This is a genomic window from Cupriavidus sp. D39, from assembly GCF_026627925.1.
Lineage (GTDB): Bacteria > Pseudomonadota > Gammaproteobacteria > Burkholderiales > Burkholderiaceae > Cupriavidus > Cupriavidus ulmosensis.
The window spans coordinates 266,599-285,234 of the sequence record NZ_JAPNLE010000009.1 but is presented as its reverse complement, the minus strand read 5'-3'; the positions used below and the strand labels follow the sequence as shown (position 1 = coordinate 285,234).

The following is an 18,636-nucleotide window of genomic DNA, read 5'->3' as shown; positions in this document are numbered from 1 at the left end:
TGACGTTCGAGTAGTCAGGTGGCAGCCGGCGCCCAAGGTCATTTCCGAGTCACGCGCCAGAGGACCATTACAGGCCGAGCCGCTGGCACCGCTTTGCGCTCGATCACTCCAACGGTCATGATCTTGAGAGGCTGCGCGCCCTACCCTTTGGCCATCCTCACTTGATGCCAGGTCGAGTTCCGCACGCCCAACAGCAGGAGAAACTCATGGCGTTTGCCACGACACACCGTACTGCGCGAAGATCTGCTGCAGCTCGCCGCTGCGGCGGATCTCATCCAGCGCGTTGCGCAACGAATCGGCAAGCTCGCGCTCGTCGGCCTTGACGGCCATGCCGATGGCCCAGCCGCGCGCGGGCAGCAGTGGCGAAGCCACGTCCACCGTGGCAAAGCGCGCGGCAGACTGGCCGGACGCCTTCAGTGCGCTTTCGTATTGGGAGCGCGTGACCATTGCAGCGGCGATCTCGCCGGCAAACAACGCGCGCAGGGCCACATCGGCTCCGGCATAGATCTTCACCTTGTCGCGCAGCGCGCCCTGCGCCCCTGACAGCAGAGCGTTGGCGCCGGCCGAGCCCGCCTCCGCGCCGGTCGGCTGGCCGGCCAGGTCCCCCAGGTGCCGGACCTCGGGAATGCGCTCCCGGTCATGAACCAGCACGAACATCTCGCGGTGGTAAGGCGCAAAGATCAGCGCCTTGTCGTTCTCGCGCATGAACGCGCGGTCGACCGGCACATGCAGCATCACGTCCGCCGGCCCGTAGCCCAGGTAGTGGCCACGCCAGACCATACTGCGCAAGTCGTCCGACATGTTCTCATCGGCATCGAAGGGCAGCAGCGATACGGACAGCCCCATCTGCTTGCCAAGGGCCTTGGCCAGCGCGACGTCAATGCCGGGCAGCGGGTTGCCCTGCTCGGTAGAGAATGGCGGCAGGCCTTTATAGACCGCGACCTTCAAGGTACCGCTCTGGCGGATCTTCGCCATATCCGCGAGCGAGGGCTGTGCGCAAAGCAGCGCTGCGAGCGCCAACAGGGCGCCGCCCAGGCGACGGGAAGGCAATGGGACGGGCTTGGACGGAGCGGCGTCCCGGACAGGACAGGCGCGCATGGGAAGTCTCCTGGTCTCTTGTATTGATCGTGAATCCGTGAATCCAGTCATTCCTGGATCAGGCCGGCAATGCCGTCCCGTTTCCGGCTCAACGCCCTTGGGCGCCGGCCGGCCAACACCCTTATTCACGCCGCGATTCCAGATAGGTCTTGATCGCCCAGACCGCTTCCTGGCTCAGCACGCCTTCGAACGGCGGCATGTAGACCCGGCCGTCGCGCGTGCGCCCTTGCGCACGGTGGTGGTGAAGTACTGCGAGATCTCGCCCATGCACGCCTGCTTCTTCTTCGCGTCGGCCAGCGACGTGCAATCGCCGTCGAGCTTGCGCAGGTCCGGCGCGATGCCGCCCGACACCGCTTCCAGCCCATGGCAGCGCGCGCAGTTCTGATTGTAGGCCGACGTACCGATACGCATGGCTTCTTGCTGCGCATCTCCGGTCCGGTATGGATTATCCGGACGCCATGGCTCGCCTAGTTGCGGTAGTGTCTTGGTATCCACGGCTTGCGGCGTGACGTCGCCATGGGCGGAGACAGTCGCGGGGATCGCCCCGGACAAAAGCGTGCAGACCGAGATCAGGACAAGCATGCGGCGTGGTGTTTTCATCAGGGTCACCTCCAGTCGTTGAACCATGTTTTGGAGGTGACTTCCGCAAAAGCCATACCAAGCGCAATGTGGGCCATAAACCGGCCCCGGCCCCGAAAAATGGCTGGCGTGCAGCGCAGCATTCCTGAACAAGTGCCCTGGAATGCAACACCTGGCAAGCGTTTTGCTTCATGACGCAACACTTCCGGGCCCTGTCGACCACGCCAGGACCCGGCGCGACCCGCGCACAGATCGCGGGCGATTTCCACAGGAGACAGAAAATGACTTTCCAAGCGGCCGCCGGCCAGCATGAGCCCGTCGCCACGCCGGCCGCATCGGGCAGCGCGGAGGAGGGCAACCGGCCCGACCTGATCGCCCAGGCCCACCAGCGTTCCGAGTCCTATGGCTTGCGTCCCTATGAGTCGCCAGACTTCTGCCCGGTGCTGCAGAGCGAGCTGAAGACCCAGATAGAGCGCAGCCAGTCGCTGTTCACCTACGCTCTGCCGGTGATGGAGACGCTCTATGACCAGATCGTCAACACGCAGAGCATGGTGATCCTGACGGACGCCGCCGGCCTGATCCTGCACTCGCTGGGCGATGACGATTTCCTGGCCAAGGCCAACAAGGTGGCCTTGCAGCCCGGAGCGCTGTGGTCGGAGGAAAGCCGCGGCACCAATGCCATCGGCACCGCGCTGGCCGAGAACAAGGCCACGCTGGTACACGGCGCGGAGCATTTCCTGGAGGCCAACCGCTTCCTCACCTGCTCTTGCATGCCCATCCTCGACGCCTACGGCAAGACCGTCGGCGCGCTGGATGTAACGGGCGATCAGCGCGGATTCCACAAGCACACCATGGCGCTGGTGCGGATGTCCGCGCAAATGATCGAGAACCAGCTCTTCGCCAATGCCTTCCAGGACATGGTCTGCGTGCGCTTCCACTCCCGCGCCGAGTTCATCGGCACCCTGGTCGAAGGCATCGCCTCCTTTACGCCGGGCGGCCGCTTCCTCTCCGCCAACCGTAGCGCGCAGTTCCAGCTCGGGTTGTCGGTTAGCGCACTGCACGCGCACACGTTCTCTTCGCTGTTCGGCCTGTCGATGTCGCAATTGTTCGACACAGAGCGCAGGGCGCCCGCAGGCATAGTACGCTTGCCGCTTCCGAGCGGTGTCAAGGTCAGTGCGCGCATTCAGTGGAAGGCATCCACTGCCACCGTCCCCGGCGGTGCCATCGACAGTGGCGGTGCCGAGGCGCGGGAAGCGCACGGCATGCATGAAGCCGCCGCCCTGCCCCGCCGCCCGGCCACAGCCCCGGCGCAGCGGTGCGCCGGCCTGGACGACCTCGACACCGGCGACGCCCAGATCAAAGGCGTCATCACCAAGCTGCGTAAGGTAATGGGCAAGGATATTCCCGTTATGGTGCTGGGGGAAACCGGCACCGGCAAGGAACTGCTGGCGCGCGCCATCCACGCCGACAGCCCGCGCCATGCCGGGCCCTTCATTGCGGTCAACTGCGCATCGATTCCCGAGACGCTGATTGAATCCGAGCTGTTCGGCTACGAGGAAGGCGCCTTCACCGGCGCCCGCAAGAAGGGCGGCATCGGCAAGATGCTGCTCGCCAACGGGGGCACCCTATTCCTCGACGAAATCGGCGATATGCCGCTGCACCTGCAGGCGCGCATGCTGCGTGCGCTTCAGGAGCGCGCGATCACGCCGCTGGGCAGCAGCAAGGTGATCCATGTCGATGTTTCGGTGGTTTGCGCCACCAATCGCAATATGCGCGATCAGGTAGCAAATGGCCTGTTCCGGGAAGACCTTTACTATCGCCTGAACGGCCTCGTGGTGCGGTTGCCGGCGTTGCGCGAACGCAGCGACCTTGATGTGGTGGCCAACAAGTTGTTGCACATGGGCCAGGAAGCCAGTGTCCTGCGCATCAGTGAATCGGTGATGGAGATGTTCCGCACCTATCACTGGCCGGGCAATATCCGCCAGCTTGGCAACTTGTTGCGCACCGCGCGGCTGATGGCCGAAGGCGAGACCGAGATCACAGAGGACCACCTGCCCGATGACTTCCTGGAAGACCGGCAGGCGCGCCGGGTCGCCAGCGTGCCCCCGGCGCTGCGGTGGCACCGGACGCCCCACCGGATCGCACTCGCGCCTTGGAAATGGCGCCCCGCGCCCAACCGACCCGCCTGGCCGACGTCGAATCGCTGGCCGTCATCGCCGCGGTCAAGGCGCACCACGGCAATATCTCCGCAGCGGCCAAGGCGCTGGGCATCTCGCGCAACACGGTCTACCGGAAAATGGATGAGGCCAGCGCGCTGCCCCATCACGAAGGCTGAGCGCCCCCAAGCGCCGGTCGCTACCCCTGGTGGGGCGCGGTCCGTGCGCGCTTGCCCCCAACACCCGCTACGCCGCGGGTGGCGCTCAGGCCAGCGGCTCGCCGTGCATCCACAGGTCCTCCAGCTCGCGCCAGGCGTGCTGCACGTTCAAGGGGTGGCGCGAAGCGAAATAGCGCCAACGGCAGTAGGGCTTGCCTGCCGCCGGGCCGGGCATCCGCGCCGCATCGCCGCCCGCTGCCAGCGCGCCGGCAATGCCCGCGGCCAGCGCATCGAGATAAGCCAGCGTCGGCGCCAACATCTGCGCCGGCGTCCCCACCGCGGTGCCCACCACGACATCGGCCGGCAGGACCGAGAGTGCACGAAGCGCGCGCCGCCAGCCCTGCAAGGAAGCCTCTTGCATCTCCGGAACGCGTTCGCGGTAAGCCAGACCGCCCACGCATAGCAGCCGCCGCCGCGGTGCATACAGCACCGTATCCGAAGCGCTGTGTGCCGCCGCGTGGACCTGTACCTCCCATGCCGTGCCGCCGGTAGCCAGCCGGTCGCCATGCCGCAAAGCGGGGTCCGGCAGCACGATCTGCGTGCCTCGCATGACGGCCGGCCCCAGTTGCTCGGCAAGCCTGGCCAGGCACGCCTCGCAGCGCTGCCGCATCAGGCTGGCGGTGGCTGCCGACGCCAGGAACACGGGGCGCGGCCGCAGGCACGCCAAGGCGGCGTTGGCCAGTACGTTCTCCGGATGCGCATGGGTGTTAACCACCCAGAGCACCGGCTCGGGGGTCACAGCCCGGATCGCCGCCAGCAAACCGTTCCCCCAGGTCAGGTGCGGGCCCGGATCGACCACCAGCACACCAGCGCCGGTCACATGGACCAGGGTCGGCACCACTTCCCCGGCGTTGGCGCGCGCCACCTCGGCATTGCCGGCACGAGCTACATACACACCCGGCTGCAACCGGTCCAGCACCACACGGCCAGCGGCAGCGGCCGGGCCGGCGCCATTGAGCGCCATCGCCAGCAGGGCGCCCATGAAACCCCGGCGGGCGGGATCCGTCACCGCTGCCAGCCCGAGTCGCGGATGGCGGTGCGCACGGCCTCGGCCATGGCACCTGAAGCCAGGTGTCCGCCGGGTACCCAGACCATCCGTGCCCGGGGCATGACCGCCTGCAAACGCAGGGCATTGGCTGGCCGGCAGACCGCATCGGCGCGGCCATGCAGCAGCGTCACCGGCGCCTCCCGCGAGCCGATCTCCGCCGCCGCCTTCAGCAGCGCCGGCTTGCCCAGCCCGGCGCGGCGGCGCAGGTAGTGCGCCTGGACCCGATATTTGTCCACCACCGCCATGCGCTCGCGCCACGGCTGCCGCCGCCCCGGCCGCATCGGGCCAAGGCCCAGCAAGTGTCGCTCGATGCGCTGCCAGTGTCCCGCAGTGTCCAGTTTTTGAACAGTCGTACCACTTTGCAACACCCTGGATACAGTGAGCAGGCGCGCCCGGGCATCCGACACGCGCTCGCCTTGTCCCGTGACGCGGCGCAGCATGCCGGCGCCACCATGGCGCGGTGAAAAAGCCGATGGATGTCGTCACGCCCGGTCAGGAACGTCCCCCGCAAGACCAGGGCTGCCACCGCCGCTGGAAAGCGCGCGGCATAGGCCAACGCCAGCGATGCCCCCCAGGATCCGCCCACCACGCCCCAGCGCGGAATGCCAAGCGCCTCGCGCAGTTGCTCCAGGTCCGCCAGCAGCGCGCCCTCGGTGTTCCGGCGCAGCCTTCCGGCGGGCCGCGAGCGCCCCGCCCCGCGCTGATCCGGCATCACCACACGGTGCCACGGCAAATCGAACCAGGCCAGCATCGACGGGCTGCAGCCGCTGCCCGGCCCGCCGTGCAGCACCAGCCAGGGCTCGCCCGTGGAGAGGCCGGCCTGCCTCACATGCACGCGGTGGCCATCCCGCGTACGGAGAAAAATGCAGGATGTTGACGCCGGCGTTGTGGGCATGGATGTTGCCTCGGAGATAACGCGGCGATCGCCGCAAGAAGAACCGATGATGCATTCATTAACCATGCCACCCAAAGGAAGAGACATGAACTGGACCACCCCTCCTACAAAGAGTTGCGCCTGGGTTTCGAGATCACGATGTATATCGCCAACCGCTGATCACGTTTGCCTGACCGTGCCGTCCCGGCAAGGCCCGCCCCGGCGGGCCTTTCTTCTCGCTGGCGGGCTTTTTGCTCATGACTTGCACATTGACCCCGCCTTTCGACTCAGCTTCTGACTCAGCCATGACAACAATCCGGGTTCTGGGCTCGGCCGCCGGCGGCGGCTTTCCCCAGTGGAACTGCAACTGCCAGAATTGCGATGGCGTGCGCAACGGCACGCTGCGCGCCACGCCGCGCACCCAATCTTCGATCGCCTTGACCGACGAAGGACAGGACTGGGTGCTGGTCAACGCCTCGCCCGACATCCTCGACCAGTTGCGCCACGCGCCGGCGCTGCAGCCGGCGCGCCATCCGCGCGACACAGGGATTGCCGGCGTGGTCCTGATGGATGCGCAGATCGATCACGTTACCGGCCTCTTGATGCTGCGCGAGCACCGGCAGGCGCTGCCGCTCTACGCCACCGCGGCGGTACTGCAGAATCTCGGCACGGCGTTCCCGCTCACGCGCATGCTGTCGCACTACTGCGGGGTGGACACGCACACACTGGCGCTGGATGACACGCCCTTCACGGTGCCGCCGCTTCGTGGCGTGATGCTGACCCCGGTGCCGCTGGAGAGCAAGGCGCCGCCCTACTCTCCGAACCGCAACGCGCCACAGCGCGGCGACAATATCGGCTTGCGCATCGTCGAGTCCGGCACCGGCCGGCGCGCCTTCTACGCGCCCGGGCTTGGCCGCATCGAACCCCATGTGCTCGACGAACTCCGCCGTGCCGACGTGGTGCTGGTGGACGGCACCTTCTGGCGCGCCGACGAAATGCAGCAGCTTGGCTTCTCCGCCAAGACCGCCGCCGACATGGGGCATCTCGCGCTGTCCGGCCCCGGCGGCATGATCGAGACACTCGACCGCCTGCCTGCGGCCCGCAAGATCCTGATCCACATCAACAACACAAACCCGATCCTGGTGGAAGACTCGCCGCAGCGCAGCCTGCTGGCGGACCACGGCATCGAGGTGGCATACGACGGCATGGAAATCACGCTATGACACAAGCCACGGCCTGGAGCACCGCCGAATTCGAAGCGCGCCTGCGCGCGAAAGAAACGGACTATCACATCCACCACCCCTTCAACCTGCGCCTGGCGGCCGGGCAATGCACGCCGGAGCAGATTCGCGCGTGGGTGGCCAACCGCTTCTACTACCAGGCCAGCATCCCGCTCAAGGACGCCGCCGTCCTCGCCAACTGCCCCGACCGGGCGACGCGCCGCGGGTGGGTCGTGCGCATCCTGGACCATGACGGCACCGAAACCCAGGAAGGCGGCATCGAAGCCTGGTTGCGGCTGGGCCTGGCGGTGGGGCTCACGCGCGAGGAGCTGTGGTCGCACCGGCATGTACTGCCCGGCGTGCGTTTCGCCGTCGACGCCTATGTGAACTTCGCGCGCCGCGCGCCCTGGCAGGAGGCCGTGTGCTCCTCCCTGACGGAGATGTTCGCCCCGCAGATCCACAAGGAGCGCCTCGCCGGCTGGCCTGGGCACTATCCCTGGATCGAAGCGCAAGGTCTGGATTATTTCCGCTCCCGCATTCCGCTCGCGCAGCGCGACGTCGATCACGGCCTGCGCGTGACCCTTGGCTACTTCCGCACGCACGAGCAGCAGCAGCGCGCGCTGGAGATCCTGAAATTCAAGCTCGACATCCTGTGGTCGATGCTCGACGCCATCCAACTCGCCTGCCCATGACCCCGACCGAAGCCGACCTGGCCAAGCCAACGCTGCACCGGACCTTCCGCCTGCAGTGGGAAGACGCCCAGCAGAGCTGGATCCTGCTGTATCCCGAAGGCATGGTCACGCTCAACGACAGCGCGGCCGCCATCCTGCAACGCTGCGACGGCAGCCATACGCTCGACATGCTGATCGACGACCTGCAGTCCGCCTTCGGCGTGCAGGGTATCGCACCGGAGGTACACGCCTTTGTCAAACATGCCATCGAACGCGGCTGGCTGGTCTGAGCCACCAGCATCGCCAGCGCCGCCCGGCCCACCACTATGGCTGCTGGCGGAACTGACCTACCGCTGCCCGCTCCATTGCGCCTTCTGCTCCAATCCGGTGGACTATGCCCGGCACGACGCCGAGCTCGACACTGCGCAGTGGCGCGACGTCTTCACCCAAGCGCGCGCGCTGGGCGCCGTGCAATTGGGCCTGTCGGGCGGCGAACCCCTGCTGCGCAAAGACCTGGAAGAACTGGTCGAGCATGCCCACGGGCTCGGCTTCTACACCAACCTCATCACCTCCGGCATCGGTCTGACGGATGCCCGGCTGGCCGCCTTGCGCGCCGCCGGGCTTGACCATATTCAGCTATCGTTCCAGGATTCCAGCCGCGAGCTCAACGACTTTCTCTCCAGCACCCGCACCTTCAACCTGAAGCAGCGCGTGGCCCGCCTGATCAAGGCGCACGGCTACCCGATGGTGATGAACTGCGTGCTGCACCGGCACAACCTGCCCCACGTCGGCGCCATCATCGAGATGGCGCTGGAGATGGGCGCGGAATACCTGGAACTGGCCAACACCCAGTACTACGGCTGGGCCTGGGAGAACCGCCAGGCGCTGATGCCCACGCACGAGCAGCTGCGCGAAGCCGAGGCGGTCGTGAATGCGTACCGGGCACGCATCGGCAACCGGTGCCAGATCCTGTTCGTGGTGCCCGACTACTTCGAGCAACGGCCCAAGAAATGCATGAACGGCTGGGGCACCACCTTCCTGGGCGTCGCGCCAGACGGCCTCGCGCTGCCCTGCCACGCGGCCCGCATGCTGCCGGGCCTTGACCTGCCGAACGTCACCGCGCGGCCGCTGCGGGAGATCTGGCGCGAGAGCGACGCCTTCCAGCGCTTTCGCGGCACGCACTGGCTACCCGAGCCTTGCCGTTCCTGCGATTCGCAGGCGGAAGACCATGGCGGGTGCCGCTGCCAGGCGTTCCTGCTGACCGGCGATTCCGCCGCCACGGATCCGGTCTGCGATCGGTCGGGAGAACATGGGAGGGTCATGGAGATCGTGCTACAGGGCAGGCTGGCCGAGGTACAGGCGCGCGGGCAGGAGCACGGGATGGTCTTCCGCAGCGATGGGAATTCGCTCAGGCTAAGCAGCGAAGCGGGCCGTCCTGGTAGCGAAAGCCGGAAGTAAAAAACGGAGCACAAAAAATCGGTTCTTCAGACTTCTGTGTGGGTCGTCGGGTGAAGTCCGGCGCAGGCGTTGCAAGAGCGATCGCGTGCAATCTCGCGCAGGCGTAGCTCCCTCTCCCGCGCAGCGGGAGAGGGGTTGAGGGAGAGGGCGGGCATCCGCAAGAGTGAGGCGCTTCACCTTGAGCGAGCGCCCACCCTCTCCTCGGCCCCTCTCCCATTTCATGGGAGAGGGAGCAAACCAGCGCATTGCTTCGTGTCGCTCTCGCTCGGATGGAGGACCCACACGAAAGTCTGATGAACCAAAAATCAAAGACGTTTCACGCCGTGCCTGGGCAGCCGTTCGGGCCGATGTGAAACTTCTTTGCAAATTCTTCCTTCGTATCCGGTTTTTATCCGACCGTCAGGTCAGGCACCGGTCTCTTCCAATGCTCATCCGATACTCAGAACCCACCGTGCCAGCTTCCTGGCATCCGCTTCGCTGATATTTTCGTGCGACGGCATGGGAATTCGCCCCCAAACCCCTTTTCCGCCCTCACGGATCTTCTTCGCGAGCCGCTCGGGCGCTTCCCCGTCCCCCTTGTACTTGTCCGCTACCTCGGCAAAGCCCGGCCCCACTACCTTGGCCTTCATGCTGTGACAAGAAAAGCAACCGCTCTGGTCCGCCAGCGCCTGCATATCGGGCGCTGCTTCGGCCCGAGCCACACACAGGGCCACCAGCACCGCGACCGACAACGATAAGAGTCCTTTCACCTTCTGCATGCACACATCCCAATTCTCTGTTGATCGACCAACCCCTGCGTGTGCCGACATCGGTCTGCGATGCCGGCACGCGCAGGGCAGTTTCACTGCGTGGCTCCCGGCAACGTTCAGCTCTTGTGCAGCTTGAACACCCACACCGAGCCGCCCTGCTCCAGGAAATTCACGCGTTTGGCAACTTCCCCGCCCCACAGCGGCACGGCGCCGCCCCAGCCCGACACCACCGCCACATACTGCTCGCCGCCGTCTTCCCAGGTGACCGGGGGCGCCACCACGCCGCTGCCGGTCTGGAACTTCCACAGTTCCTTGCCGGTCTTGGCATCGGCCGCTTTCAAGTAGCCTTCCGGCGTGCCCCAGAACACCAGGCCGCCAGCAGTGGTCATCACCCCGCCCCACAGCGGCGCGTAATTCTTGACTTCCCACTCGATCTTGCCGGTCTTGGGATTGATCGCGCGCAGCGCGCCGATGTAGTCCTCGTTGAGCGGATGGATGGTGAAGCCGGCACCGAGGAAGGCGGCGCCCTTCTTGTACCCGACAGGTTCATTCCAGATATCCATGCCCCATTCATTGGCCGGCACATAGAACAGGCCGGTCTGCGGGCTGTAGGCCATCGGCTGCTGGTTCTTGCCGCCAAGGAAGCCGGGGGCGGCGAAGACGGACTGGCCCTTCTTCGGATCGCTGCCGGCGGCCGGATCGCCCGGGCGGCTTTCCGCGATCATATTGGGCCGTCCGGTCTTGAGGTCGATGCTGCTTGCCCAGGTGATCTTCTTGACGAAGGGGAAGGCGTTGACCAGTTTGCCGTTCCGGGCGTCATTGACGTAGAAGAAGCCGTTGCGATCGGCTTTGCCGCCGAGCCGCTTCCCGTCCTGGTCAAAGGTCACGAACTCGTTGACGCCGTCAAAGTCCCAGCCATCGTTGGGGGTGTTCTGGTAGTGCCAGACGATATTGCCGGTAGCCGGGTCGAGCGCCACGGTCGAGGCCGAGTACAGGTTGTCGCCCTTGCGGATGTGGCTGTTCCAAGGCCCGGGATTGCCGGTGCCGAAGTAGACCAGGCCAGTCTGCGGATCGTAAGTGCCGCCGAGCCAGGTGGCGCCGCCGCCGGTCTTCCAGGTCTCGCCGGGCCAGCTGGCGTTCAGGGTGCCAGTCACGCCGTTCTCGGTCTTGTTGCCGTCCTTGTCGTACTTGTAGCCCATATGGCCTTCCACCACCGGCCTGGACCACACCATCTGGCCGGTCCTGGCATCGCGCGCCTCGACCCGGCCAACTACGCCGAACTCGCCGCCCGAGACGCCGGTGAGCACCATGCCTTTGACGATCAAGGGCGCCGCGGTGTAGGAGTAGCCTGCGGCATAGTCCTCGATTTTTCCTTCCACACCACCTTGCCGGTCTTCTGGTCGAGCGCCACCAGTTGCGCGTCGAGCGTGCCGAAGATGACCAGGTTGTCGTACAGGGCCGCGCCGCGGTTGACCACGTCGCAGCAGGGCATGATCCCTTCGGGCAGACGGTGCTCGTATTTCCACAGCTTGCTGCCGGTCTTCAGGTCGAGTGCGTAGATGCGGGAGTAAGAGGCGGTCACGAACATCTTGCCGTCGTGGATCAGCGGCTGCGATTCCTGCCCGCGCTGCTTTTCGCCGCCAAAGGAGAACGACCAGGCCGGCACCAGTTGGATGACGTTCTTTGTGTTGATGCGGGTCAGCGTGGAAAAGCGCTGGCCTTGCGTGCCCATCCCCCACGACAGCACGTCGCCCGCCGACTTCGCATCGTTCTCGATCATGGCATCGGTCACGGCGGCGTGTGCCGCCAGGCTCGCGGCAGTCGCCGCGACCACCATCATCACCCTTAACGTCCTCATTGTCTGCTCCTCTGTCTTGTTGTCGATCTTCCACGGTGCGCCACGCACACCAGACAGACTCTTGGCAATTCCCGTGCCAGTGGAAAACACTGGCAACTGGCCCCTGCGATGGCCTGCGCTCACCCCGGCGGCGTACCAGCGCGGGACACTGCGTTGACGCTGTTGCGGAATTGAACAGCGCAACGGACCCGCTTCAATGCGTCAGCGCGGCGTCCTCATAAGCCGGGTAGAGATGCGTCACGTTGCGCAGGTACTCGGCAGGCATGGCGCCCCAACGGGCATACTCGTTCGGCACGGGCATGGCGATCACCTCCGCCAGGTCGCGCCCTTGCGATGCCGCCCCGGTCATGCGGGCGTCCAGCCAGTGCAGGTAGCCGCGGGTCTGCGCGATGGCATCCGCGCTGCCGAGCGCCGGCCCGTGGCTGGGGATCAGCAGCCGCGCGCCGCTCTCTCGCAGCAGCGCCTGCAGCCGGTCCAGGCTCGCCAGCCAGCGCTTGAGATCCGCATGCGGTGTGGTCGGCACCCGCTCGCGGAATGCCACGCCACCCGCGAACACGATGCCGGCGCTGCGGTCCAGCACTACCAGGTCGTCAGCGGTATGACCGTCCATCCGCAGCAGTTCGAAGGTGTGCCGGCCCATGGTGCGCTTGCCCGGCATCAACGACTGGCCCGGCGGCGCTGGTTCGGTGCCGCGCATCCAGTCGCCGCACATGCGGTAGAGGTTGTCGGCATAGGCCGGACCCTCGCGCTGCGCACCGGCGATGGTGCCGGCCAGGGCGCTGGCACCCACGTCCGCATAGGCCTGATTGCCGAAGAAGTAATCAGGATGCAGGTTGAGATTGAGGACCAGCCGCACCGGCGCTGCCGTGACTGAGGCGATGGCACGGCGTTGTTGCTCGCCGTACAAGCGCGACGGCCCGGTGTTGATCACCACCACGCCGTCGCCGGTATCGACAAAGGCGGTATTGATGATGTTGCAGCCGTTGTCCGGTGAAAAATCCGCGTTGGCGCCTTCCAGCAGCCACACGTCGGCGGCGATCTGCCGGGGCGCGAGGCGGTAGTCCCCAACCTGCGCACCCGCCGCCTGAGCCGCCAGCAACAGCAGGATCCCCAGCGCTCGTCTCATGGTGTCACCTGTGCAGCGAAGCGGTTACCGTTGTTGTCCCGGCCGGATACCATCATGCCGCGCTCCATGACCTCGCGCAGGTCAAAGGAGAAGATCGGGTTCTCCGCCACCGGCTCATGCAGCGCCAGCCGCAACATTGGCTGCCGGGCGGCGTCGGAGATGGTCAGCGACTCGATATGGAACGCCGGGATGCCAGCCACGAGACCGGTGTCCATCGGGTGCATCACACGCAGCCGCACCCGGCCTCCACTGCCGCCGAAGCCGGGAAACACGCGCGATTCGACCCGGTTCAGCGTGGTGCTCCACGAACCGTCGCGGCGGGTGACGCCGGGCACCGTGCAGCCGCCGCCGCTGGCATCCACCATCACCCCGCCGACATGCCATATGCCGTCCCGCGTGCGGGCCGCGACCCGCACAGGCGACGCCTGCTCCAGCTTGAAACGGAACGACAGCGAGGGGCGCACCTTCAGCGGCTCGAACTCCAGCACCGTGCGGATCGGGTTGCGGTCCACCGCCACCACGACGCGATCCACCTCTCCCAGCGCCGAGGCGTCGAAGGCGACCGGCACGCGCATCGGGTCCTCCGCAAAGGCCGGCCCGGTCACCTTGACGCGGGTGTCGAACACGACCGGGGCCAGTTGCAGGACTTCCCTGTGAATCAGTGTCCATTGGGGCGACTGGAAGGGATCGCGGCTATCCGACGCCCACGCGCCCGCCACGGCGAATGCGAGGCCAGCCGCCATCGGCCACGCAGCGGCACGCCTCATGTCAGCCCCCGGCCTGGCGCGCGCGACGCACCATGCCGCGTTGGGGATCGTAGCCAAGCAGCGCCAGTGCGAAGAACACTGCCGCACAGCCGGCCATCACCGCAAGGCTAACCGGCGCGATCTGCCCGTACAAGGCGAAGCGGGTCGATTCCACGGCGTGGGTAAAGGGATTGAAGCGCGCGAGCTGGTAGACCACCGTGGCGCCGGACTCCTCCAGCTTCCAGAGCGGATACAGCGCCGAACTGATGAAGAACATCGGGAAGATCACGAAGTTCATGGTGCCGGCGAAGTTCTCCAGTTGCCGCACATGCACCGATAGCAGCAAACCCAGCGCACCCAGCATCAGGGCGGCTAGCACCATGACCGCCAGCGCGCCGGGGAGAAAGGCGGGCGCGAACGTCACGTCGAAGGCCATGGCGACAAGCAGGAAGGCCAGCATCTGCAACACCGAAAGCAACGTGCCGGCGGCCAGTTTGCAGGCAAGCAGCCAGGCCCTGGGCAGCGGCGCAGTCAGCAGCAGGCGCATCACGCCCATCTCGCGGTCGTACACCATGGCCAACGAGGACTGCATGCCGTTGAACAGCGCGATCATGCCGAGCAGGCCGGGTGTCACGTAGACCTTGTATTCGACATAAGTGTCGTAGGGCGGCACGATGGCAACGCCAAGCGCGTTCTGGAAGCCCGCCGCGAACACCAGCAGCCACAGCAGCGGCCGCACCAGCGACGAGAACAGCCTCCCGGGCTGCCGGAAGAACTTGTGCAGTTCGCGCCCGGCCACCGCGCGCAAGGCGCGCCAGGCGTGGATCAGGGTGGTAGTCATGGTCTGGGTCTCGCTCCCTTATTTGCCGGGCCGGCACGCGGTGTCGGCAGCGTCTGCGCCCAGCGTATCGAGATGATTCCTGGGATGCAGCACGCCCTCCACGGGCGCCACGCCGATCACCCCGTCGGGATGCGCCAGCAGGACCGGCTGGCGCAACTGGCGGTCCCAGCGCCGGAAGGAGAGCGGCGGCCCCTTGAAGCCGTCCACCACCACCGCCTCGGAGACCAAAGCCTCGGCCTGGCCGGCAAAGCCGGCCTTGGGCTGCCGCGCCACACTTTCGGCAATCGCCTTCACCGCCACCCACGCGGCCCAGTCGTAGCCGGTCATGGGACGGCCTGCTGCCTTGATAAAACGCCGGTTGAGCTGCGGGCCGCCGTTGCGCTCCCACGCCCAATGCCAGGCCTGGGCGGTCAGCCCGCTGGCGCCCACCACTGGGCGCGGCAACTGGGCCGCATAGGGCACGCTGCGCGCGAACTCGCCGTCGGCGTCGGCCACTACCACCACGTCATAGTCCACGCCGGTGGTCAGCAGGTTGAGGTTGCCCTGCTCCCGCTCGCGCGGATCGTTCGACAGCTTGAACGCGCGCTGCGCCGACCATGCAATGCCGAAGCGGCGGGCAGCCTGCGTGAGCGCCGCGCGCTGTTCGGCGTCCGCTGGCGACGGGCCGCTCAGCAGCAGGGCGCGGCGCCACTTGCGCAGCGCCAGGTATTGCATCAGCGCGTCCGCCTGCATGCGCCGGCTAGGCAGCGTATGGAGCAGATGCGGCGCGCAGCCGGCGCCGCGCAGTTCGTCGTCGTCGGCGGAAACGTTGAACAGCAGCGCTTCGCCGGGCTTGACGGCACGGGCTGCGAGCCTGACCGCCGGAGCCGGCAGGTCGAGCAGGATAAAGCGCGTTCCCTGACGCGCCAGGGCGGCCACCAGGGGCGCCACCTCGGCTTCGCCATTGGCCTCCTGCGCATCGAGCCGCAGGACCTGCCCGGCGGCTCGATGCGCAAAGCGCGATTCCGCCACGGCCACGCGCGCGCCCTCCAGCGGACGGCCTTGTGGCTGGCCGGGATAGCGCTGCTCCATCCGCCGGGGTTCATAGCGCGCGTCTGCGGCCATGGAGACTACGGCCACCCGTACGTCGGCAGCCCGTGCGGCGCTCGCCAGCAAGGCGAACACGGCCAGCCAGCGCAGTCTGGTCAGCGGACTAATCATCGATCGCCACCGAATGCGGCACCCTGCCCGCCTTGAGCGTGGCTACGGCCTTGTTGCTTGCGGTGTCCACCACGCTGACGTCGTCCGACAGCCCGTTGGCGACATAGAGCAAGGCGTTGTCGCGCGTCAGCGCCAGGCCCCAGGCGCGGCGGCCCACCAGTACGTAGTCCAGCACCCGGTACGAAGCCACATCGACCACGGCCACGTGGTTGGCGCGGCCCAGCCCGATATAGGCGCGCTTGCCGTCGCCGCTGGCGGTCAATCCGACCGGCGTCACGTCCTCGGCGCGCAAGCCCTTGGGCGCGAAGGCGATGGTCCGCACCACTTCCAGCGTATCGGTGCGGATCACGCTGACGCTGGCGGCCAGTTCATTGGTCACCCACAACTCCTTGCCGTCCATGACCAGCAGCAGGCGGCGCGGCCGGTTGCCGACCTGGATATTCCTGACCAGCTTGCGCGACGCCACGTCGATCACATGGACCAGGTTGGCCACTTCCGAGGCCACGTACACCCGCTTTCCGTCCGGGCTGGCTTTCACGCCCTCAGGCTCCTCACCCACCTTGATCGCGAACACCCTCTTGCCGGACGCGATGTCATAAGCCGACAGCAGTCCGTCTTCCTCGTTGGAGACGTACAGCGTGCGGCCGTCCGGGCTGAGGTCGAACAATTCCGGATCGTCGCCGACCGGCAGCGAGGCCACGGTCTTGCGGCTGGCCACGTCGACCACGTCCACACGGTTGTCGTCGCTGCAGGCCACGTACAAGCGCCGCCGGTCCGGCGACAACTGCAGGTGGCGCGGGCGCTTGCATTGGCGCCAGACGGCGATCAGTTGCCTGCTGGTGGCGCTGTAGGCGGCCACGGCATCGTCCTTTTCGCTGGAGACGAAGACTTGCCCGGTGGCGTTGCGGCTGTCGGCGGCACCGGCCACGCCGGCGGCAATCAGCAGTAGCATGGCGGCCAAGGTGGCGCAGGCGATCCAGCCCAGGGTTGGCGGCTTGTTCATGCGGGGACGCGCTCGGTGGCACGGGTCGGCACCGCGGGGAAGGTGGTCAGGGCCAGGAAGGCCTGCTCCAGGCTGTCGCACTCGGCGGCGCCACGCAACGCGCCCGGCGTGCCGTCGAATCGCACCGCGCCGCGATGCAGCACAATCACGCGGTCCGCCTGCTCGACCTCCTGCACCAGGTGCGTGGCCCACAGCACGCCGGCCTGCGCCTGCACGGCAAGCCGGCGCGCATCGGCAACGATCTGCGCGCGCGAGGCGGGATCGAGCCCGACGGTGGGCTCGTCCATCAGCAACACGGCGGGCTCGTGCAGCAGCGCGCGCGCCAGTTCCACCTTGCGCCGGTTGCCGCCGGAGAGCTCGCGCACTGGTGCGCCGGCCCGCTCTGCCAGGCCGAAGTCGTCCAGCAGCCGGGCGATGCGCGGCGCGGCAACGCGGCGCGGCAGCCCGTGCAGGCCGGCATGGAAATGCAGGTTGGACAAGACCGACAGGTCCAGGTCAATTGCCGGCTGCTGGAACACGATGCCGAGCCGTGCCAGCGCACGCACCGGGTGGTGCTGCATCTCCACCCCCATGACCGTGACCCGCCCCGCGTCGGCCACGAACAGGCCGCTGAGGATCTGGAACAGCGTGGTCTTGCCCGCGCCGTTAGGCCCCAGCAGCGCGACGAACTCGCCGCGCCGCACGTCGAGCGAGACGCCGTCCAGCGCATGCTGGCTGCCAAAGCGTTTGCGCACGGCCTCGCAGCGCAGCGCCAGCGGGGATCCGGCGGCCATCACAGGTGCTCCTTCGGCTGCACCGTGCCCACCCGCTCGGCGAAGCGCCGCTCCGCCTCCCAGGCGCGTTGCAGGTAGGTCTCGTACCCGGCGGTGTTCAAGTAGGTCAGTTCCTGGTCGTACCTGGCCAGCTCGGCTACGTGCCGGGGCTGCTGCATGGCGATGCGCAACGCATCGTGCAGGCGGCTGACGATCAGGGGGTCGGTGCCGCGCGGCACGCCGATGCCATAGGGCGAGTTATGGATCGCATGATCGAAGCCCAGTTCGCTCACCGTGGGCACGTCCGGCCAGCGCGCAGAACGCTGTGCGCTGAACACCGCCAGCAGGCGCATCCTGCCGCTGTCCACGAAAGGCGCGAAGCCGGTCGAATTCACGCCCGCCATCAGCGAGCCGTTGGCCACCGCCAGCATCTGGTCCGCGGTGCCGCGATAAGGCACGTGCACGTAGCGCACGCCGCTGCGCCCGAGCACATCTTCCATCGCGAAGTGGGCGGTGGTGCCGATGCCGGTGGAGCCCACCGTCAGCGCGCCGGGATGCGCGCGGCCCCAGGCGATCAGGTCATCCAGCGTGTGGAACTGGCTGTCGGCTGGCACCACGATGCCGAAGGTATAGCCGGAGATCATCAGCACCGGCTGGATGTCGCGCAGAGGCTGCCACGATGTCTTCTGCTGGTGCGCAAAGCGATAGACCGTCAGCGGCAACTGGCCGATGGTGTAACCATCCGGCCGCGCGGCGGCGAGCGCGCCGCCCACCAGCGTGCCGCCGGCGCCGGGCTTGTTCTCCACCACGATGGGCTGCCCGAGCTCACGCCCGGCCAGTTCCGCCAGCACGCGCATCGAGATATCAGTGGCGCCGCCCGCCGGCCATGGGACGATCAGCTTGATCGGGCGCACCGGATAGCGTTCCGGGCCGCCTGCCCTTGAGGCTGGCGCATGGGCCAGGCCGAAGCAGAGCAGCAGCGCGAGAGCAAGGCGACGGAGCATGGCGTGGCGCAGGACATAAGTGTGCATGCGGGCAA

General features: G+C 67.1%; 14 protein-coding genes and 5 pseudogenes. 6 read left to right on the top strand and 13 right to left on the bottom strand.

Features of this window, described 5'->3' with window-relative positions:
- Nucleotides 1–204: 204 nt before the first annotated feature.
- Nucleotides 205–1,098 carry a substrate-binding periplasmic protein gene (locus OMK73_RS12860; RefSeq protein ID WP_267602393.1) on the bottom strand — a complete coding sequence of 298 codons (894 nt, stop codon included), beginning with the start codon at nt 1,096–1,098 and terminating at the stop codon, nt 205–207.
- 121 nt (nt 1,099–1,219) lie between these two features.
- Nucleotides 1,220–1,698: pseudogene (gene pedF, locus OMK73_RS12855) on the bottom strand (cytochrome c-550 PedF).
- A 260-nt stretch (nt 1,699–1,958) separates the two neighbouring features.
- On the opposite strand from pedF, the pseudogene OMK73_RS12850 reads away from it, so the two are divergent.
- Nucleotides 1,959–4,012: pseudogene (locus tag OMK73_RS12850) on the top strand (sigma-54-dependent Fis family transcriptional regulator).
- A gap of 85 nt (nt 4,013–4,097) precedes the next feature.
- On the opposite strand, the gene OMK73_RS12845 reads toward OMK73_RS12850, so the two are convergent.
- The gene (locus tag OMK73_RS12845) at nt 4,098–5,033 is read right to left on the bottom strand and encodes an MBL fold metallo-hydrolase (RefSeq protein WP_267606354.1); all 936 of its coding nucleotides are present in this window, start codon (nt 5,031–5,033) and stop codon (nt 4,098–4,100) included.
- A gap of 23 nt (nt 5,034–5,056) precedes the next feature.
- Nucleotides 5,057–5,994 (bottom strand): annotated as a pseudogene (locus OMK73_RS12840) (alpha/beta fold hydrolase).
- Nucleotides 5,995–6,079: 85 nt separating this feature from the next.
- Between OMK73_RS12840 and pqqA the strand changes: the two are divergent.
- The 5 genes and pseudogenes from pqqA to pqqE all read left to right on the top strand — a co-directional run bounded on the left by pqqA (nt 6,080) and on the right by pqqE (nt 9,322).
- Nucleotides 6,080–6,153, top strand: a pseudogene (gene pqqA, locus OMK73_RS12835) (pyrroloquinoline quinone precursor peptide PqqA).
- Nucleotides 6,154–6,278: 125 nt separating this feature from the next.
- On the top strand, nt 6,279–7,196 hold the full coding sequence (pqqB, locus tag OMK73_RS12830) for a pyrroloquinoline quinone biosynthesis protein PqqB (RefSeq protein ID WP_267602392.1): 918 nt from the start codon (nt 6,279–6,281) through the stop codon (nt 7,194–7,196).
- Nucleotides 7,193–7,885 carry a pyrroloquinoline-quinone synthase PqqC gene (gene pqqC, locus OMK73_RS12825; protein ID WP_267602391.1) on the top strand — a complete coding sequence of 231 codons (693 nt, stop codon included), beginning with the start codon at nt 7,193–7,195 and terminating at the stop codon, nt 7,883–7,885. Before pqqB ends, pqqC begins: the two co-directional genes overlap by 4 nt.
- Nucleotides 7,882–8,154 carry a pyrroloquinoline quinone biosynthesis peptide chaperone PqqD gene (gene pqqD, locus OMK73_RS12820; RefSeq protein WP_267602390.1) on the top strand — a complete coding sequence of 91 codons (273 nt, stop codon included), beginning with the start codon at nt 7,882–7,884 and terminating at the stop codon, nt 8,152–8,154. The genes pqqC and pqqD overlap by 4 nt, the downstream gene beginning before the upstream one ends.
- Nucleotides 8,126–9,322: a pyrroloquinoline quinone biosynthesis protein PqqE gene (gene pqqE / locus OMK73_RS12815; protein ID WP_267606353.1), complete on the top strand. Its 1,197-nt coding sequence runs from the start codon at nt 8,126–8,128 to the stop codon at nt 9,320–9,322. The genes pqqD and pqqE overlap by 29 nt, the downstream gene beginning before the upstream one ends.
- Before the next feature lie 428 nt (nt 9,323–9,750).
- On the opposite strand, the gene OMK73_RS12810 is transcribed toward pqqE, so the two are convergent.
- The 9 genes and pseudogenes from OMK73_RS12810 to OMK73_RS12770 form a co-directional block, all read right to left on the bottom strand.
- Nucleotides 9,751–10,080, bottom strand: coding sequence for a c-type cytochrome (locus tag OMK73_RS12810; protein WP_420715527.1), 330 nt, complete (start codon nt 10,078–10,080; stop codon nt 9,751–9,753).
- 107 nt (nt 10,081–10,187) lie between these two features.
- Nucleotides 10,188–11,929: pseudogene (locus OMK73_RS12805) on the bottom strand (PQQ-dependent methanol/ethanol family dehydrogenase).
- A 193-nt stretch (nt 11,930–12,122) separates the two neighbouring features.
- Nucleotides 12,123–13,055 carry a quinoprotein relay system zinc metallohydrolase 1 gene (locus OMK73_RS12800; RefSeq protein ID WP_267602389.1) on the bottom strand — a complete coding sequence of 311 codons (933 nt, stop codon included), beginning with the start codon at nt 13,053–13,055 and terminating at the stop codon, nt 12,123–12,125.
- Nucleotides 13,052–13,822: a quinoprotein dehydrogenase-associated SoxYZ-like carrier gene (locus OMK73_RS12795; protein ID WP_267602388.1), complete on the bottom strand. Its 771-nt coding sequence runs from the start codon at nt 13,820–13,822 to the stop codon at nt 13,052–13,054. The genes OMK73_RS12800 and OMK73_RS12795 overlap by 4 nt, the downstream gene beginning before the upstream one ends.
- Before the next feature lies 1 nt (nt 13,823).
- Complete coding sequence (locus OMK73_RS12790; RefSeq protein ID WP_267602387.1) at nt 13,824–14,642, bottom strand: ABC transporter permease; 819 nt, start codon at nt 14,640–14,642, stop codon at nt 13,824–13,826.
- Nucleotides 14,643–14,660: 18 nt separating this feature from the next.
- Nucleotides 14,661–15,842: an ABC transporter substrate-binding protein gene (locus OMK73_RS12785; protein ID WP_267602386.1), complete on the bottom strand. Its 1,182-nt coding sequence runs from the start codon at nt 15,840–15,842 to the stop codon at nt 14,661–14,663.
- Complete coding sequence (locus OMK73_RS12780) at nt 15,835–16,845, bottom strand: PQQ-dependent catabolism-associated beta-propeller protein (RefSeq protein ID WP_267602385.1); 1,011 nt, start codon at nt 16,843–16,845, stop codon at nt 15,835–15,837. The genes OMK73_RS12785 and OMK73_RS12780 overlap by 8 nt, the downstream gene beginning before the upstream one ends.
- Nucleotides 16,842–17,618 carry an ABC transporter ATP-binding protein gene (locus tag OMK73_RS12775; protein ID WP_267602384.1) on the bottom strand — a complete coding sequence of 259 codons (777 nt, stop codon included), beginning with the start codon at nt 17,616–17,618 and terminating at the stop codon, nt 16,842–16,844. Before OMK73_RS12775 ends, OMK73_RS12780 begins: the two co-directional genes overlap by 4 nt.
- Nucleotides 17,618–18,601 carry a tripartite tricarboxylate transporter substrate binding protein gene (locus tag OMK73_RS12770; protein WP_267602383.1) on the bottom strand — a complete coding sequence of 328 codons (984 nt, stop codon included), beginning with the start codon at nt 18,599–18,601 and terminating at the stop codon, nt 17,618–17,620. Before OMK73_RS12770 ends, OMK73_RS12775 begins: the two co-directional genes overlap by 1 nt.
- Nucleotides 18,602–18,636: the final 35 nt, after the last annotated feature.

Bases quoted from the DNA above. Each gene is read 5' to 3' on its own strand.
- OMK73_RS12780 (WP_267602385.1), bottom strand. From the start codon at position 16,845: ATGAACAAGCCGCCAACCCTGGGCTGGATCGCCTGCGCCACCTTGGCC.
- OMK73_RS12785 (WP_267602386.1), bottom strand. From the start codon at position 15,842: ATGATTAGTCCGCTGACCAGACTGCGCTGGCTGGCCGTGTTCGCCTTG.
- OMK73_RS12810 (WP_420715527.1), bottom strand. From the start codon at position 10,080: ATGCAGAAGGTGAAAGGACTCTTATCGTTGTCGGTCGCGGTGCTGGTG.
- OMK73_RS12800 (WP_267602389.1), bottom strand. From the start codon at position 13,055: ATGAGACGAGCGCTGGGGATCCTGCTGTTGCTGGCGGCTCAGGCGGCG.
- pqqD (WP_267602390.1), top strand. From the start codon at position 7,882: ATGACCCCGACCGAAGCCGACCTGGCCAAGCCAACGCTGCACCGGACC.
- pqqB (WP_267602392.1), top strand. From the start codon at position 6,279: ATGACAACAATCCGGGTTCTGGGCTCGGCCGCCGGCGGCGGCTTTCCC.
- OMK73_RS12845 (WP_267606354.1), bottom strand. From the start codon at position 5,033: ATGGGCGCCCTGCTGGCGATGGCGCTCAATGGCGCCGGCCCGGCCGCT.
- OMK73_RS12775 (WP_267602384.1), bottom strand. From the start codon at position 17,618: ATGGCCGCCGGATCCCCGCTGGCGCTGCGCTGCGAGGCCGTGCGCAAA.
- pqqE (WP_267606353.1), top strand. From the start codon at position 8,126: ATGCCATCGAACGCGGCTGGCTGGTCTGAGCCACCAGCATCGCCAGCG.
- OMK73_RS12795 (WP_267602388.1), bottom strand. From the start codon at position 13,822: ATGAGGCGTGCCGCTGCGTGGCCGATGGCGGCTGGCCTCGCATTCGCC.
- OMK73_RS12860 (WP_267602393.1), bottom strand. From the start codon at position 1,098: ATGCGCGCCTGTCCTGTCCGGGACGCCGCTCCGTCCAAGCCCGTCCCA.
- OMK73_RS12770 (WP_267602383.1), bottom strand. From the start codon at position 18,601: ATGCTCCGTCGCCTTGCTCTCGCGCTGCTGCTCTGCTTCGGCCTGGCC.
- OMK73_RS12790 (WP_267602387.1), bottom strand. From the start codon at position 14,642: ATGACTACCACCCTGATCCACGCCTGGCGCGCCTTGCGCGCGGTGGCC.
- pqqC (WP_267602391.1), top strand. From the start codon at position 7,193: ATGACACAAGCCACGGCCTGGAGCACCGCCGAATTCGAAGCGCGCCTG.